We start from the raw sequence: 16,948 nt of genomic DNA, 5'->3' as shown, positions 1-16,948 counted from the left end.
GACCAGCTATCCGAGGCCACCCGGAATAGCCTTCGGCCAATCCAGTCGTGATAGGCTTTCGGCATTGTGATGAAAGGAGTGCGTCATGACCGCCGCCGAAATGCTTGAGCGCCTGGTGGGCTTTGCCACCGTTTCGCGTGATTCCAACCTCGACCTGATCGCCTTTGTCGAAGGCTACCTCGACGAGCATGGAGTGGATCATTGGCGGGTGGAGAGCGACGACAGCAGCAAGGCCAACCTGCTGGCGCGCATCGGGCCGGATGTGGCAGGCGGCGTGGTGCTTTCGGGCCACACCGATGTGGTGCCAGTCGATGGCCAGCCGTGGTCCACCGACCCGTTCACCCTGAACGACAAGGGCGACGGCAAGCTTTACGGGCGCGGCACCTGCGACATGAAGGGCTTCATCGCCTGCGCCCTGGCTGAGTTGCCGAAATGGGTGAACCTGGAACTCAGTGCACCGCTCTACCTGGCCCTCTCCTACGACGAGGAGGTGGGCTGCATCGGCGCACCGCGCATGATCGAAATATTGATGGCCGACCACCCGCGCCCCGCGGCGGTGATCGTCGGCGAGCCCACAATGATGCAGCCGGTGGTGGCCCACAAGGGCGCCACCAACCTGCGCACCACGGTGACCGGCCGCGCCTCACACTCCAGCCAGGTCGACCAGGGCGTCTCGGCTATCCATGTGGCCGCGCGGTTAGTGACGAAGATCGAGGACGTGATGGCCGAGCTGCGTGCCGAGGGTCGCATCGATGAGGCTTTCAACGTTGCTCACTCGAGCCTGCACGTGGGCAAAATCGCCGGCGGTACCGCAATCAACATCATGGCCCGCGAGTGCACCTTCGAGTGGGAGATTCGCCACCTGCCCAAGGATCGCTTCGAGGATCTGATCGCCCGGGTGAACGATTACGCCGCTGAGCTCGAGATCGAGATGCAGCGCCGCGCACCCGAGGCCGGCATTGTCACCGAAGCGCTCAACGTTACCGTGCCAGCGCTGGCCGACGACAACAATGCCGAGGTGCTCGGCCTGTGCCGCGAGCTGCTCGGTGAGCAGCCCAGCGGCGCGGTGGCCTACGCCACCGAGGCCGGTCAGTTCCAGCGCGTGGGTCTGCCCACCGTGATCTGCGGCCCCGGCAGCATCCGTCAGGCACATCAACCGGACGAGTACATCGAGATCGAGCAGCTCGCGGCCGGCACCCGCTTCATGCAGGCCTTGGGGCGCCGGCTGGCCAGCCGTTAGCCTGTAAAGTCAGGCTCGGCGAGTCCCGCAACGCCAGTCTGCATCTGCAGCAGGCTGCCGGCCAGCGGCCAGCGCGCCTTGCCCTCGGCATCCAGGTGCTGGGTCGCGGTGGTGATGTAGAGAGTGCGCAGGTCGGCCCCACCGAAGGCCACCATGGTCGGATGCGGACACGGCACCTCGTGCTCCGCCACCAGCTCGCCCTCGGGCGAGAAGCGCACCACGCGGCCGCCGTCATAGAGCGCGCTCCAGTAGCACCCTTCGCTGTCCACTGCCGCGCCGTCGGGTACGCCGGGCAACCCCAGCGCCTCCAGGTCGACCCAGGTTTCGCCTTCCCCCAGTGCGCCGCTGTCGACATCGAAGGGGTAGCGCAGGATACGCCGGGTCGGCGAATCGGTGTGGTAGAGCCAGCGCCGGTCGGGGCTGAAGGCGAGCCCGTTGGAGATACCGATGCCGGGCACACGCTGCGTCAGTTCCCCCTTGTCGAGGCAGTAGAGCGCCGCCGTGGGGCTCGACTCGTCGGCGGCAATAGTGCCCACCCACAGCCGCCCGGCAGCGTCGCAGCGTCCGTCGTTGAAACGGTTTCCCTGCCCCGCCTGCCATTCGGCGTTGGTCGCCAGCCGTTCGGGCTCGCCGTTCTCGGGCAGACGCACGATGCCCGACGCCGCGGCCGCCACCAAGCCCATATCTGTGAGCGCCACGCAGCCCACCTTCTCGCCCAGTTCGATACGCGTCGGCACACCGCCGTCCCGAGGGCGCCAGGAGTAGACATGGCCGTTGTTGATATCGGCCCAATAGAGCGTCTGACGCTCCACCGACCACACCGGGCTCTCGCCCAGGCTCATGTCGAGCTCGACCGCGACTTCAATGTTGCCCTCTGGCATGACTCCTCCCTCGTATTTCACGGCTTCCATGACCTCAGTGATTGTCGCGCGGCGGGCTCTGGCGCGCCACGTCGCGGTATTTGGGCGCCAGCTTGAGCACCATGCCCTGGTCGTGCTGGTCGACCAAGGTGCGCTGGATCTCCTGCCACGGCGTCTGGTGATCGGGATAGCGATAGCCGCCCTGCTTCTCCAGGCGCTCGCGTCGCGCCTGTATTTCGGCATCGTCGATCAGCAGGCGCACCTCGCCACTATTGAGGTCGACACGCAGGCGGTCGCCATCCTCGAGCAGCGCCAGGCCGCCGCCCGTGGCCGCCTCGGGCGCGGCGTTGAGGATCGAGGGCGAACCGGAGGTGCCCGACTGGCGCCCGTCGCCCAGGCACGGCAGCGACTCGATGCCGCGTTTGATCAACGCCTCGGGCGGCTGCATGTTGACCACTTCGGCGCCACCCGGATGCCCCACCGGGCCGGCACCGCGCATCACCAGTATCGTATCCTCGTCGATGTCGAGCGTCGGATCGTCGATACGCGCGTGGTAATCCTCCGAGCCGTCGAACACCACCACCTTGCCTTCGAAGGCGTCGGGGTCGTCCGGATTGGAAAGGAAACGCGCGCGGAAGTCGGCGGAGATCACGCTGGTCTTCATCAGCGCCGAGTCGAACAGGTTGCCCTTGAGGTTGAGGAAGCCGGCCTGCTGCACCAAGGGATTATCGTAGCGGCGGATGACCTCGGGATCCTGGGTCTCGCGCCCGGCGCAGTTGTCGGCCAGCGTTCTTCCGTTGACGGTCAACGCCTCGCCGTGGAGCTTGCCGGCGCCAAGCAGCTCATGAACCACTGCCGGCACGCCGCCGGCGCGGTAGAACTCCTCGGAGAGATAGGCCCCGGCGGGCATCACGTTGGCCAGCAGCGGAATGGCATGGCCCAGCGCCTGCCAGTCGTCGTTGGTGATCTCGACCCCGGCGTGACGGGCGATGGCATTGATATGGATCGGCGCGTTGGAGGAGCCGCCCAGCGCCGAGCACACCACGATGGCGTTCTCGAACGCCTCGCGGACCAAGATGTCGCTGGGCCGCAAGTCCTGCCACACCATGTCGACGATGCGTGCGCCGGTGTCGTAGGCCACCATCGAGCGCTCCTTGTAGGGCGCCGGGATCATCGCCGAGCCAGGCAGGCTCATGCCCAATGCCTCGGCCATGGAGTTCATGGTCGAGGCGGTGCCCATGGTGTTGCAATGGCCCACCGAGGGGGCCGAGTCGCTGGCCCGGGCGAGGAACTCGACGTAGTCGATGTCGCCCGCCGCCAGGCGCTTGCGCAGCTCCCAGACGATGGTGCCGGAGCCAACCCGGTCCGGCCCGCGCCAACCGTTGAGCATCGGCCCGCCCGAGAGCACGATGGCGGGAATGTTGACCGTGGCGGCGGCCATCAGGCTCGCCGGTGTGGTCTTGTCGCAGCCGGTGGTGAGCACCACGCCGTCGAGCGGATAACCGTGCAACACCTCGACCAAGCCCAGGTAGGCCAGGTTGCGATCCAACGCGGCGGTGGGCCGCCGCGCGTTCTCGTGAATGGGGTGCAGCGGGAACTCGAACGGCACGCCGCCGGCGGCGCGGATGCCGTCCTTGACCCGCTTGACCAGCTCGATATGGTGGCGGTTGCACGGCGTCAGGTCGGAGCCCGACTGGCAGATACCGATGATCGGCTTGCCGCTGGCGAGCTCCTCCAAGGTGATGCCGTAGTTCATGTAGCGCTCGATGCACAGCGCCGTGGTGCCCGGGTGGTCGGGGTTGTCGAACCACCAGCGCGAACGCAACTGGTCGGGCGTGATCTTGCGGTCGGTCATGTCGCGATCCTCATGCGAGTCGGCGGTCTTGTCCTGGCCGGATTGTCCTTTGTCGTGGGCATAGTGATACACGACATGGGCCGGTGGCGTCATTCATAGGCCATCTCCTCGAGTTCCTTGCCACGCGTCTCCTTGACCAGGCGCAGCACGAAGAAGACCGACACCACCGCGCACAGGGCGTAGAAGCCGTAGGCGCCGGCGAGGCCGATCGAAGCCAGCATGATGGGGAAGGTCATGGTGATGCCGAAATTGGCCAGCCACTGGAACAGCCCCGCGATGGCCAGGCCCGAACCGCGCATCTGGTTGGGGAACATCTCGCCGAGCATGACCCACATCACCGGCCCCCAGGAGACGTTGAAGAAGAACACATAGGCATTGGCCGACAGTAGCGCAAACACGCCCATGTCGTCGCCGAGGTGCAGGCTGCCATCGACCAGACTCGCCGTGGAGAAGGCGTAGGCCATGCTGGCCAGGGTCAGCGCCATGCCCACCGAGCCCGCCCACAGCAGAGGCTTGCGCCCGACCTTGTCGATCAGAGCGATGGCGAGCAGGCAGGCGCCGATGCTCACCGCCCCCGAGATGACGTTAATCAGCAGCGCATCGCCCTCGGAGAAACCCACCGACTGCCACAGCACCGCACCGTAATAGAACACCACGTTGATGCCCACCAACTGCTGGAACACCGCCAGCCCGATGCCTACCCAGACGATGCCGTGCACCTTGCCGGTGGCGCGATCGATCACGTCGCGCAGGCGCGGCTTGTGGTCTCGGGCCAGCGTCGCGTCGATCTCCGCCAGCTTGGCGCTCACTTCGCCTTCCGGCATGACCAGGCCCAGCACGCGTCGCGCCTCGCCCTGCTTGCCGCTGCTGATCAAATAGCGCGGGCTCTCGGGAATGAACAGCAGCGCCATCAGGAATATCGCCGCCGGCAGCAGCTCGATCCAGAACATCCAGCGCCAGGTGGCAAATCCCAGCCACAGCTCGACCATTGCCGAGCCGGACAGATACGCCAGCACATAGTTGCTGAGAAAGGCCACGAACAGCCCCGAGATGATGGCCACCTGCTGGATGGTGGCGAGCCGTCCCCGATAGGCGGCAGGAGCCACTTCACTGATATAAGCCGGCGTCATTACGCTGGCGGCGCCCACCGCCATGCCGCCCAGTACACGATAGATGACGAACTCCAGGGAGCCTCCGGCGATGCCCGAGCCCCAGGCGCTGACGAGAAAGAAGACCGCGGCCACGATCAGCAGCGTGCGGCGTCCGAAACGATCCGCCAGGCGGCCGGCGAAGAAAGCCCCCACGGCACAGCCCAGCAGCATCGAGGCAACATTGAAACCGGTGCCCACGCTGTCGGAGCCGAATGCGGCCTGCAGGCCGTCGACGGTGCCGTTGATCACGCCGCTGTCGAAGCCGAACAGGAAGCCGCCGATGGCGGCAATGCAACAGATCATGAAGATATAGGCCGAACGACTCATTACCTTACGTTCCTGCATGACGAGTACTCCGGAAAAAGGGCGCCCCTGCGGGCGCCAAGGCGAGGAAGCCCCGCGATGAAGCATGTCGGGATTCGGCTTACCACCACACGTCCATCTGCACGCCGAAGGTGAGGCCGTTGTTGTCGTCGATGTCGATCGCGTCACCTGCCGCCCCCGCATCGATTGCGCGGCTGGTGCGGTCCGCCTGGAAGGCGTTCCCGTTCCAGTCCGCATAGGTGGCGAAGAGGCGGATGACCGGGCGAGCGAAGCCGCCCACCCCCGCGGACCATTGCTGAGCCAGGGTCAGTTTGGTCAGGCGGCGGCTGTCGTCGCCGTTCTCGGGATCGATGTAGTCGTGGCCGAGCTCGAGCGCCGTGCTCAGGTTGTTCGTCCAGTAATAGGTCGGACGTACGCCTGCTGAGACCCAGGTGGCTCCGGAGTCGTCGTCGAAGCGCTTCTCCTCAACGATGGCCGCATACAGCAGATCGAACCTGTCGGGCGAGAGCCACACATTGCCGTGGTTGATGACGCGCCACATCTCACCGCCGGGCACATCCGCAGAGACCCCGGCATTCATGCGTCCCTGACCGGTACCGGCATTGATGATGCCGTCGGTGGCGTACTGCAGCGCCAACTTGTTGGTGCCGCCGAACCAGTTGTTCTGCTCGTGCTGGATGGTGAACATGTGGCCCCTATCGGCCTCGCTGTCACCGTAGTAGGCCTCCTGGGCATCGCTCAGCTGAGCGCGGCCGTAGTTGTAGCCCAGCACCAGCGTGCCGTCGGGATTGACGGGGATATCGGACCAGCGGATATCCAGGGTGTCGTTGGAGATGCGATTGTCGGCATCGGGATATTCGGTATCGTCGGTACCCGTCGCGCGCATCCACGCCAGGTGCAGCTTGCCGGTACCCACGTCGATGTTCTCGATGCCGCCGCCGGGGCCGGTAGAGTCCCAGTAGAAGAAGTCGTTGATGTGCACGTCGTGGCGGCGGTAGAAGCGCTTGCCCGCCCATAGGCTGGCGCCGGGCAGGGCATCGACCACATTGTGGCCCTGCACGTACAACTGTCGAAGGGATACGTCGGTATCCTCGGAATCGTTCACCTGATTCGAGAAATAGCCCACCATGCTGTTGAAATAGAACGACTTTTTGCCCTGTTCATAGAGCGTGGCACCGAGGCCAAGCTCGGCATAGGTTTCGCATTCGTTGCCCAGGCGGTACTTGGCCCCGGCGCCATTGGCCCGAAAGCAGGCCTGGTCGCCCCCGCCTGCGGTGTTGCCTATGCCGGACCGCGCATAGCCGGTGAAATCGATGCCGGATACAAAGTCTTCCTGTGCCTGAGCGGTGCCGAAGGCGAGGCAACCGAGCCCGATCAATCCCAGGCGAGGCAGGGACAGCGTAGCGTGACGTGGCGTTTTCATTGTTGTGCTCCTGTGAATGATGCATCGATGCTGCTTATTGTTGGTAATAACTCTGAACTAAGTGACTGAAGTGTGATGAGTGGACAGCTCCTTGGTGTCAACGGGGTGGGTTTAGCTGAGAAGACAGCGGAAACGGCAGCGCATCGAGTGACACTCCCCGGTGCCCAGCTCGAGCAGACCTTGGCGCTGCGGGTCGACACCGTGATGGGCGTCGACCTCGTGGGAGACCGGCTCGAAGCAGAAGAAGTCGGCGTGCAGGCCCGGCGAGAACACCAGGTAGCGCGAGGTATCGGCGCTCACCCCGAGCGTCACGCCGCGCTCGGGCCAGCGCAGCACGGCCTGCCCGCTCCAGCCGGTAAAAAGGTTGTCAATCTTGCGTTCGGGTAGTGCCGCACCGCGGGAGAAGTCCCAGGCCTCACCGGCCGAGAGCCGGCGCCACTCGGTCGGCAGTTGATCGGCATCGACCTCCCATACACCCTCGGCGGCAGCGTCGACTCTTACCTCGGCGCTGCGCGGGAACCAGGGGTGAAGGCCCAAGCCGTAGGGAGCCGGCGCCTCCCCCAGGTGGGTCACGGCAAGGGTCACCTCGAGCGTGTCGCCCGCCAGGCGATAGGTCAGCACCGCCCGGTAGTCGAACGGTGGCTGCTCGCGTGAGCGAAGCGCGAGCAGCAGCCGTGTGTCGTCGCACTCTTCCACCTGCCAGGCCCGCTGCCAGCCATCGCCGTGGATCGGCAGAGGCTCGCCAGGCAGGTTGGTCGCAAGCGAGTAATGCTGCCCGCGCCAGCTGAAACCGCCCCCACCGATTCGGTTGGACCATGGCACCAGCGGGTACATGGCCAGCCGATTCGGATCATGTTCGCCAGCGCTGCCGGGGCGCATCAGCGGCTCGGGGCCGCGTTCGGTCAGCCTGTCGAAGCGCACCACGGCACCGCCGACATCGGGGTTCACCGTGAGTCGCAGGGTTCCGTTGTCGAGAGTAATCGTCATGATGTCTCGCTCGCTTACGGCTCAGGCGACACTGGCCTTGGATCGGGCCAGGGCCTCGTCCGGCAGGCGCTGGCCATCGGCGTCGAAGCCATGCAATAGATCGTGACGCGGCGTCAGGTAAAGGACGTCGCCGCTGCGCACCGCCGCATCGCCGGGCAAGCGGACCGTCAGCGGGCCAGTGGCGTCGCAGTCGACATAAGCGAAGGCGTCGGCGCCGAGCATCTCGACCACTCGCACCCGAGCCTGCCACTCCCCCGCTTCGCGGCTGACCTCGAGGTGCTCGGGGCGAATGCCGAGCGTCGCGGCACCGTAGGCCTCCGCGACCTGCCCTTCGATCAGGTTCATCTTCGGCGAGCCGATGAAGCCGGCGACGAATAGCGTCTCGGGGCGCTGGTAGAGCGCCATGGGCGTGCCTACCTGCTCGATGCGACCAGCGTTCATCACCACGATGCAGTCGGCCAGGGTCATCGCCTCGACCTGGTCGTGAGTGACGTAGACCATGGTAGCGTCGAGGCGCTGGTGCAGCTCGGCCAGCTCCACGCGCATGCGGTTGCGCAACGCCGCGTCGAGGTTGGAGAGCGGCTCGTCGAACAGGAACACCCCGGGGTTGCGCACGATGGCGCGACCGATGGCCACGCGCTGGCGCTGGCCGCCGGAGAGCTCGGCCGGCTTGCGCTCGAGCAGCTCCTCGAGGTTGAGCAGGCGCGCCGCCTCGGCCACCTTGGCCTTGCGCTCCTCGGCGGGCACCTTGGCCAGGCGCATGCCGAAGTCGATGTTGTGCGCCACCGTCATGTGCGGGTAGAGCGCGTAGGACTGGAACACCATGGCGATGTTGCGATCGCTGGGCTCGGCGGTGGTGACGTCGCGCCCGCCGATGGAGATGGCGCCGCGGGTCACCGTCTCGAGCCCGGCGATCATGCGCAGCAGGGTCGACTTACCACAGCCGGAGGGTCCTACCAGCACGGTGAAGGAGCCGTCCTCGATGTGCAGGTTGAGATTGGGGATCACCGTGGTCCTGCCACGGAAGGTCTTTTCGATATCGACCAGGGTCACTTCAGCCATAGCGTGCTCTCGTCTTGGCGCCGTTGTCGGTCTTGTGCGCGGGAATTGAATTCAGCGGTGGCGGCGGCGATAGCGGAATCCCGCGAAGTCGGCCGGCGTGGCGCGCCCGCTGATGTCGTGGGCCGCCATACCCAGGAAGTTGCCGGTGAAGTAGCCGTGGGCACGACCGCTGCCCTCGTCCGACAGCAGCCCGGCGTCCAGCACCGGGCCGATCGGCTGCCACTCGTCGTTGCCCTGGGCGAAGCGGAACTGCAGCTCGCGCTCGCGGATATCGAGGCCGAGTCGCACCGGCAGGCCGGGCGCAAGGGTCACGCCCGGCTCGGCGATGTCGAGCCGCCCGCTGGGCCACTCGTCGTGACAGCTCATCACGCCGAGCACCTTGTCGCCCTCGTCGTTCAGGCTCACCGCCAGGTAGTGGAACTTGAAGCGGTTGTAGTAGGCGATCAGCCCGGCGAACTGCTGGATGTCGTCAGGTTCGAACTCGAGTTCGGTCTCGGCGCTGCAGTGCCAGCTGTCCTGGCGCCGCGCCACCAGCGCCTGCTCGAACCAGGAGCCCACCGACTCGCGACCGAACAGGCGCAGGAAGCCGGGCCGTGCATCGAGCGAGAACAGCCGCCCGGGTTCGGGCGTGCGCAGCCACTGGAAGTCCACCGGAAGAGCGCCGGGCTGGAACGCATAGTTTTGTTCGGCGGCCGGGGGTCGCTGTTCCGCACTGGGCATGACAGCAGGCATTGGCACTTCCAGCGCCGGGGCACTGCCGCCGTGAGCCAGGCGCAGCCAGCCGTCCTCGCCCCATTGGACCTTCTGGATGGCCGTTTCACGGCCCAGCGGCGAGCGGCGCGTGCCGGGTAGCGGCCGGCTGCACAGATGCACCATCCAGGTCTCGCCCTCGGGCGTTTCCACCAGGTCGGCATGGCCGGCGCGCTGCAGCGGGTTGTCCGGGTCCTGGCGCGTGGTCAGCACCGGGTTGTCCGGGTGCACCTCATAGGGGCCTGTGATCTCGCGCGAGCGCGCCATGGTCACGGCGTGGTCGTAGCCGGTGCCGCCCTCGGCCACCAGCAGGTGGTACCAGCCGTCGCGGCGATACAGGTGCGGCCCCTCGGTGAGCTTCATCTCGGTGCCGGCGAAGATGTTGCGGATCGGGCCGATCAGACACCTGCGTTCGACGTCGTACTCCTGCAGCAGGATGCCGCCGAAGCGGTCGCCGCCCTCGCGCTGGCGATAGTCCCACTGGAGATTGACCAGCCATTTGCGGCCGTCCTCGTCGTGGAACAGCGAGGGGTCGAAGCCGCTGGAGTTGAGGTACACCGGGGCACTCCAGGGTCCTTCGACGGAGGGCGCGGTGACCAGGTAGTTGTGACCGTCCTTGAAGTTGCCCTCGTAGCGCTTCATGTCGGTGTAGATCAGCCAGAACAGGCCGTCGGCGTAGGACAGGCACGGCGCCCAGATGCCGCAGGAGTCCGGGTTGCCGCGCATGTCGAGCTGGGCGGCGCGGACCAGCGGCCGGCTCGCCAGCTGCCAGTTGGCCAGGTCCCGCGAATGGTGGATCTGCACGCCCGGGTACCACTCGAAGGTGGAGGTGGCGATGTAGTAGTCCTCGCCGACCCGGCAGATCGAGGGGTCGGGGTTGAAACCTGTGAGTATCGGGTTGCGAAGGGTATCGGTCATCGGTGTCATCCCTTGACGGAGCCGCCGGTCAGCCCGGCCACGATGTATTTCTGCGCGGCGAGGAAGAAGATCACCGCCGGCGTGATGGTCAGCGTCACGAACGCCAGGATCATGTTCCACTGGGTCAGGTATTCGCCCTGGAACTGCATCATGCCGAGCGGCCAGGTGTAGATGGAGCGGTCGTTGAGCACCACCAGCGGCAGCAGGAAGTTGTTCCAGCTCTGTACGAAGACGAACACTCCCACCGTGGCCAGGATCGGCGTCGACAGCGGCAGGGTGAACGACCAGAAAAAGCGCAGGTAGCTGCAGCCGTCGACGTAGGCGGCCTCGAACAGCTCGCGGGGCAACTGATCGAAGAATGCCTTGAACAGCAGGATCGCCAGCGACAGGCCGAAGGCGGTCTGCGGCAGGATCACGGCCCAGTAGGTATCCAGCAGTCCCAGATCGCGCACCTTGATGAACAGCGGCAGGATCGCCGCGGCGAAGGGGAACATCAGCCCCAGCAGCAGGTAGGAGAGGATCATCTTCGAGCCGAAGAAGCGGATCTGCGAGAACACGTAGGCCGCCGCTGCACCCACCACCAGGGTGAGCAGTACCGTCATCGAAGAGATGAGAAACGAGTTGCCCAGATAGCGCCAGAAGGTGCTGTCGAGAAAGATCGCGACGTAGTTCTCGGCGTTCCAGGTGTCCGGCAAGCCCAGCGGATTGGTGCGCAGCTCGGCGTTGCTCTTGAAACCGCCGAAGAAGGAGGCCAGCAGCGGGCCGATGACCAGGCTGGCCACCAGGATCAGCACGATCACGCGCAGCGTGTTGCGGGTCGTGGCGCTCGTCATACCCGCCCCTCCTTCGTCGTGGCGCGCTGGTAGAACAGCGCGATGCCGATGGCGAGCACGAACAGCACCACGGCGGCGGCGCTACCGAAGCCGATGTTCAACCGCGACAGGCCGAAGGTGTAGAGATAGGTGACGATGGTGTGGGTCGAGTTCGAGGGCCCGCCGTTGGTCATCGGGATGATGATGTCGAAGATCTGCAGCGAGCCGATGATGGCGAAGAAGCCGCTCACCACGATGGCGTGCTTGATCAGCGGGATCTGCACGAACAGCGCCACCTGACGCGGCTTGGCCCCTTCGAGCTTGGCCGCCTCGATCAGGTCCTTGGGCACGCTCTGCAGCGCGGCGATGTAAATCATCATATGAAAACCGAAGTACTTCCAAACGATCACCGTCATGATCGCCGGGAAGGCCCACTGTCGATCGGCCAACAAGTAGACCGACTCCTGCCCCAGGGCCTGGAACATGAAGGCGGTGATGCCGTAGTCGCCGTCGAAGACAAAGCTCCAGATCAGCCCGGCGGCCACTTCGGCGAGGATATAGGGCAGGAAGAACACCAGACGGAACAGCGTGTTGGTCGGCGTCTTGCGATACACCAGCAGCGCCAGGCCCAGGGCCAGCGGCATCTGGATGATCAGCGAGACGAGAATCAGCTTGGCGGTGTTCCACAGCGCGGTATGGAACACCGAATGGTCGAGCAGGCGGGCGTAGTTCTGGCTGCCGACGAAATCGCTCGGCGAGCCGTAGCCGTTCCACGAGAAGGCGCTGTAGTAGGCCGCATCGGCCAGCGGCAGGATCACGAACAGCGAGAACAGGATCAGCGCCGGCGGCAGCAGAATCAGCACGGCAGTGAACTTGCCGCTGGCCAGCCCTTGGCGCAAGCGATCGGCGTTGCTTCTCCTGTGCACGGCGGGTCGGGTCATGGTAGTCATGGCAGATACCGTCAAGAGGATATGGCCCGGCGCGGCGAGAGTGCAGCGCCGGGCGTCGCATGTTTCAGCGAATCGGTTCAGCGGAACTGCCAGGCCTCTTCGACCTGGGCAGCCGCCTCCTCGGGCGTGATCGCGCCCTGGGCCAGGTCGCCGCTGATGTCGTTGACCGTGGCGCCGACCGAGGTGCCCAGCGCCTGGTCGAGGAAGACCTGGTGGAAGTTGGACTCGCTGAGGATTTGCGCCACCTTGCGTGCGTAGGGCGTGTCGAGTTCCTCCTCGGAACCGTGGGCCACCGGCACAAAGATGCCAAGCCGGGCAGCCTCGCGCTGGTTCTCCTCGTTGAGCAGGAAGCGCAGGAAGTCGACCGCCTCGTCGGACGCATCGCGAGTCACGGCGAAGCCGTTCATGCCACCGAAGCTGTCGTCGTTGCCCTCGCCACCTTCCACTCGGGGGAAGCGGATGAACTCGAGGTCCTCGTCGGGCACGCCCTCGCCCGTCGCGGAGCGCTCCTTGGAAGGAATGTAGTCCCAGTCGCCCATCAGGTGCAGGGCCGCCTCGCCGTCGCCGAACATGGCGCTGGCACGCTCGTAGGAGGTCGACATGAAGCCAGACTGGAAAGGGTCGAGCTCAACGAACGCCTGGAGCAGCTCGCCGGCCTGCACGAAGGGCTCGCCCTCGAAGCCGCCGTTGTCGCCCTGCTTGGCTGCCTCGATGCCCTCGCCGCCGGCCAGCCGCGTGGCCAGGTACCCCCAGTAGAAGTGCATCGGCCAGCCATCCTTGCCGCCCACCACGGCGGGCGTGACACCACTCTCGCGCAGCGCGACCACCGCCTGCTCCAGGTCCTCCCATGTCTCGATGGCCTCGATGTCGACCCCGGCCTGCTCGGTCAATGCGGTATTGGCCCAGAAGCCCACTACGGTGGCGTAGAGCGGCGCACCGTAGACACGCTCGTCTAGCGTGAAGGCGCGCACGGCCGACTCGGGGTAGCGTTCCTGCCAACCACCCTGCATCTCTTCGGTGAGGTCGCGCACGAAGCCGGCCTCGACCTGGTCACGCAGCCCTTCCCCGCCCCAGCTGTAGAAGATGTCGGGGCGCTGGTCGGACTGCAGCAGCGTCGGCAAGCGCGTCTTGTAGGCCTCGTTGGCGATGTACTCGAAGATCACCTCGACGTTCGGATTCTGCGCTTCGTATTCGGCGACCACATCGTCGTAGTACTGCTTCTCGACGTCGCTGATCTCGACCCGCAGTACGCGCACGGTGGTATCTGCCGCTGCGGCGAACGTTGCCAGGCCGGAGGCAAGGGCAAGCGTTGCCGCCAACCAGCGCTTGGCGCGCAGCGGCCTGGGCAGTTGGTGTTGGTAAGTGTGCATGGCGAGCTCCTTGTTGTGTTGTAAGCGCATGAATGCACCTCAGTTAAGTGAATGTTCGCGGCTCAACCCCAGCCGCCGTCGACGACAATCTCCTGGCCCGTGATCGCCGCGCTCTCGGCGCTGGCCAGGAACAGCACGGCGGGGGCGATATGCTGTGGCTCCAGGCGCAGCTTGAGGCACTGGTGCGCCTGGATCGACGCCTCCTCCTCGGGACCGATCCACTTCTCCAATTGGCGCTCGGTCAGCACCGAGCCGGGCACCAGGGTATTGACGCGAATGTTGTGGCCTCCCAGGTCGCGAGCCAGGCTGCGTGTCAATCCGTGCACCGCCGCCTTGGCCGTGACGTAGGTCGACAGTTCGGGGATGGCCATCTGCACGCTGATCGAACCGAAGTTGACGATGCTGCCGCCGCCAGCCTCGATCATCTGGTGCGCCGCCGCCTGGGCGGCAAAGAACATCGGCCGCAGGTTGAGCGACATGCGCTCGTCCCAGTAGGCGACGTCGACCTCCTGCCAGGTGTGGCGATCGTCGTTGGCGGCGTTGTTGACCAGGGTATAGATGGGCCCCAGCTCGCGGCCCACCTCGGCGATTGCCGCCTGCAGGGCCTCGACGTCACGAACGTCGCAGCGGCGATAGCGTGGCGCCCGCCCCGTCTCCGCCTGCAGCACCTCTACCAGCGCATGGCTGGCGGTATCGTCTATGTCGACGAAAGCGACTCGGGCCCCCTGCAGGTGAAAAACCCGGGTCAGCGCGGCCCCGATGCCGCTGCCGCCACCGGTAATGAAAACCACTCGCTCGTCGAGGCTGGGGTAACGCGCTGCGTCGTTGTTCATGCCTTCTCCACTTAGTTTTTTCTATTTACTAACTAGAGAGTGAGCAACTCCACACAGAGCGACAATGCGACGTTAGTCGATGGTGACGATTTGTCCTTTTAAATCATTCTGATCCGCCTTTCTCACCAAGGGTTAAGAACGCACTTCCGGCGTGGCCGAAGCAAAGCAATTCGTTTAGGCTTGGAACCAACTCACGACACGTACCAGGAATGCCGGGCCGAAGCCCTCGCGCGCCCCCATCGCCGAATGGCATCATCGGGACGCGATACCAAAGTGTCCGGTTTCATCCGTTTTCCTCCGCTGCGCCCCGGGTGTGCGGACTGCAAGGCCACGTTCCATGTCAACCAGCTACCAGCAGCAGCACAAGGCGGGCGACCTCCACTTTCTCAAGCGGCTCAATCGTAGTGCCATCCTCGAACTGGTGCGCCGCACCCCGGGGCTGACCCGCGCCGACATCGCCAGCCAGGCCCAATTGACCAAGGCCACCGTCGGCGCCGGCGTGCAGTCGCTGCTGCACCAGGGCTGGCTGCGAGAGGGTGAGCTGCTGAAGAGCAGTGGCGGCCGCCCGGGGCGCGCCCTGCATCTCAACGACGAGCGCCACGTGCTGTTCGGTGCCGAGGTGGGCGTGCACGGCCTGCGCTTGGTCGCTTGCACCCTCTCGGGCCAGGTGCTCGAATCGCACCATGAACACCTCGTGCCGACCACTCCCGAAGTCACCGCCGAATTGCTCGCTGAACTGCTGCATGGCTTGATGCGCGCCCACCTGGACGGCAACCGGCGTTGTCTAGGGCTGGGGGTCGCACTTCCCGGCCCCATCGCGCCCGGCAAGCCCGTGCTGCGCCTGGCGCCCAACCTGGGCTGGCGCGACATCCGCTTTCTCGACCTGCTGCGCCCCCACCTCTCGCGGTTGGAGGGCACTTGGCTGATGGACAACGAGGCCAAGTCGGCCGCCTTCGGCGAGCTCTACTTCCGCACCGGCAACATTCCCGAGTCGTTGATGTACGTCAGCGCCGGCACCGGGATAGGCAGCGGCATGGTCGAGGGCAGCCACCTACCGCTGGTTGCCAGGGGTATCCAGGGGCTTGCCGGCGAGATCGGCCATACCGTGCTGCAGCCTGGCGGACTCTATTGCCACTGCGGCAACCGTGGCTGTGCCGAGACCCTGGTCAGCGGCTGGTCGATTCGCGCCGCGCTGGGCATCGCCGAAGAAGAGGACCTCATCGAGGCCCTGCTGCCGCGCCTGAACGAGCCCGACGTACAGACCACGCTGCGCCGCGCCGGCGAGGCGCTGGGCATTCTGCTGCTCAACCTGCACCATACCCAGAACCCCTCCGAGATCGTGCTGGGCGGTTCGCTGACCCAGCTCGGCGCCCCGCTGCTGTCTCCCGCCCTCGACTACTTCAAGGCCAACCAGAGCCGCCTGCTCGGCACGACCCAGCAGGTACCGCTGCGGGTGATCGAGGACTCCACCTTCGTTGCCGCCCGCGGCGCCGCGGCTCAGGTATTGGCCAGCATCATCCACGGGCCTAGCGACCTGATCTGACCGGTGCAACCGCGCACAGTCGACCAAAGTCGGACCCGACAAGTAAGTTAAGAGATTGAACTTAGTCGGCGCCTCACGCAGGATGCTAACGGGCGTCCTGGAAGTGCGCCCGTCGGTCCGAGTCCATCATCGACAACAACCGCAGGAGCCCCATATGACACTCGAAGGCAAAATGCTGATCGGCCAGGAGGCCGTCAGCGGCAACTCCAAGCCCATCAACGCCGTCAATCCCGCCACCGGCGAGACCCTCGAGCCCACCTACGTGGGCGGTGGCAAGGCCGAGGTCGAGCGCGCCTGCGAGCTCGCCGAGGCGGCGTTCGTCACCTACCGTGAGACCACTCTCGAGCAGCGCGCGACGTTTCTCGAGACGATCGCCAGCGAGATCGAGGCGATCGGCGACGCGCTGATCGAGCGCGCCATCGCCGAGACCGGCCTGCCCCGGGCGCGCCTGGAGGGCGAGCGCGGCCGCACCTGCGGCCAGCTGCGCCTGTTCGCTGCCGTGGTACGCGCCGGCGAGTGGCTCGACCTGCGCATCGACCCGGCCCTGCCGGAGCGTCAGCCGATGCCCCGCGCCGACCTGCGCCAGCGTCACATCGGCCTGGGCCCGGTGGCGGTGTTCGGCGCCAGCAACTTCCCGCTGGCGTTTTCCGTGGCCGGCGGCGATACCGCCTCGGCGCTGGCCGCCGGCTGCCCGGTGATCGTCAAGGGCCACTCCGCCCACCCCGGCACCTCCGAGCTGGTGGGCCATGCGGTGCAGCGTGCGGTCGAGAAGCGCGGCCTGCCGGAAGGCACCTTCTCGCTGCTGTTCGGTTCGGGCAGCGAGATCGGCCAGGCCTTGGTCAGTGACCCGCGCATTCAAGCCGTCGGCTT

General features: G+C 65.8%; 14 protein-coding genes. 3 read left to right on the top strand and 11 right to left on the bottom strand.

What is annotated here, in order from left to right; all coding sequences use genetic code 11:
* Positions 1-85: 85 nt before the first annotated feature.
* Positions 86-1,240, top strand: coding sequence for an acetylornithine deacetylase (argE, locus tag HBJ55_RS18585; protein WP_167118553.1), 1,155 nt, complete (start codon positions 86-88; stop codon positions 1,238-1,240).
* Here the strand turns inward: argE and HBJ55_RS18580 are convergent.
* From HBJ55_RS18580 to HBJ55_RS18530, 11 genes are all read right to left on the bottom strand, one after another.
* Positions 1,237-2,121: an SMP-30/gluconolactonase/LRE family protein gene (locus tag HBJ55_RS18580; RefSeq protein WP_167118550.1), complete on the bottom strand. Its 885-nt coding sequence runs from the start codon at positions 2,119-2,121 to the stop codon at positions 1,237-1,239. The two genes, argE and HBJ55_RS18580, sit on opposite strands and share 4 nt — an antisense overlap.
* Before the next feature lie 34 nt (positions 2,122-2,155).
* Positions 2,156-3,955, bottom strand: coding sequence for an IlvD/Edd family dehydratase (locus HBJ55_RS18575; RefSeq protein ID WP_167118783.1), 1,800 nt, complete (start codon positions 3,953-3,955; stop codon positions 2,156-2,158).
* Positions 3,956-4,044: 89 nt separating this feature from the next.
* Positions 4,045-5,451, bottom strand: coding sequence for a sugar porter family MFS transporter (locus HBJ55_RS18570; protein ID WP_167118547.1), 1,407 nt, complete (start codon positions 5,449-5,451; stop codon positions 4,045-4,047).
* A 79-nt stretch (positions 5,452-5,530) separates the two neighbouring features.
* On the bottom strand, positions 5,531-6,853 hold the full coding sequence (locus HBJ55_RS18565; protein WP_167118544.1) for a maltoporin: 1,323 nt from the start codon (positions 6,851-6,853) through the stop codon (positions 5,531-5,533).
* 111 nt (positions 6,854-6,964) lie between these two features.
* Positions 6,965-7,840 (bottom strand): aldose 1-epimerase, encoded by an 876-nt coding sequence (locus tag HBJ55_RS18560; RefSeq protein WP_206022759.1) that lies wholly within the window; start codon positions 7,838-7,840, stop codon positions 6,965-6,967.
* Positions 7,841-7,861: 21 nt separating this feature from the next.
* Entirely contained in the window at positions 7,862-8,902 is a 1,041-nt protein-coding gene (locus HBJ55_RS18555; RefSeq protein ID WP_167118539.1) for an ABC transporter ATP-binding protein, read from the bottom strand.
* 51 nt (positions 8,903-8,953) lie between these two features.
* Positions 8,954-10,570, bottom strand: a complete 1,617-nt coding sequence (locus HBJ55_RS18550; RefSeq protein WP_167118537.1) for a glycoside hydrolase family 43 protein — start codon at positions 10,568-10,570, stop codon at positions 8,954-8,956.
* Positions 10,571-10,575: 5 nt separating this feature from the next.
* On the bottom strand, positions 10,576-11,403 hold the full coding sequence (locus HBJ55_RS18545) for a carbohydrate ABC transporter permease (protein ID WP_167118535.1): 828 nt from the start codon (positions 11,401-11,403) through the stop codon (positions 10,576-10,578).
* Entirely contained in the window at positions 11,400-12,332 is a 933-nt protein-coding gene (locus tag HBJ55_RS18540) for a carbohydrate ABC transporter permease (protein WP_167118532.1), read from the bottom strand. The genes HBJ55_RS18545 and HBJ55_RS18540 overlap by 4 nt, the downstream gene beginning before the upstream one ends.
* Before the next feature lie 77 nt (positions 12,333-12,409).
* Positions 12,410-13,702, bottom strand: coding sequence for an ABC transporter substrate-binding protein (locus HBJ55_RS18535; protein WP_167118529.1), 1,293 nt, complete (start codon positions 13,700-13,702; stop codon positions 12,410-12,412).
* Positions 13,703-13,764: 62 nt separating this feature from the next.
* Positions 13,765-14,535 (bottom strand): SDR family NAD(P)-dependent oxidoreductase, encoded by a 771-nt coding sequence (locus HBJ55_RS18530; RefSeq protein ID WP_167118526.1) that lies wholly within the window; start codon positions 14,533-14,535, stop codon positions 13,765-13,767.
* Positions 14,536-14,872: 337 nt separating this feature from the next.
* On the opposite strand from HBJ55_RS18530, the gene HBJ55_RS18525 reads away from it, so the two are divergent.
* Both HBJ55_RS18525 and HBJ55_RS18520 read left to right on the top strand, forming a co-directional pair.
* On the top strand, positions 14,873-16,078 hold the full coding sequence (locus tag HBJ55_RS18525) for an ROK family protein (RefSeq protein WP_167118523.1): 1,206 nt from the start codon (positions 14,873-14,875) through the stop codon (positions 16,076-16,078).
* A 154-nt stretch (positions 16,079-16,232) separates the two neighbouring features.
* On the top strand, positions 16,233-16,948 hold a 716-nt coding region (locus tag HBJ55_RS18520; protein ID WP_167118521.1), incomplete at its 3' end, for an aldehyde dehydrogenase family protein.

The organism is Billgrantia bachuensis, from assembly GCF_011742165.1.
GTDB lineage: Bacteria > Pseudomonadota > Gammaproteobacteria > Pseudomonadales > Halomonadaceae > Halomonas > Halomonas bachuensis.
Note: the sequence above shows the minus strand (reverse complement) of the source record. Positions and strands in the feature narration are given on the sequence as shown.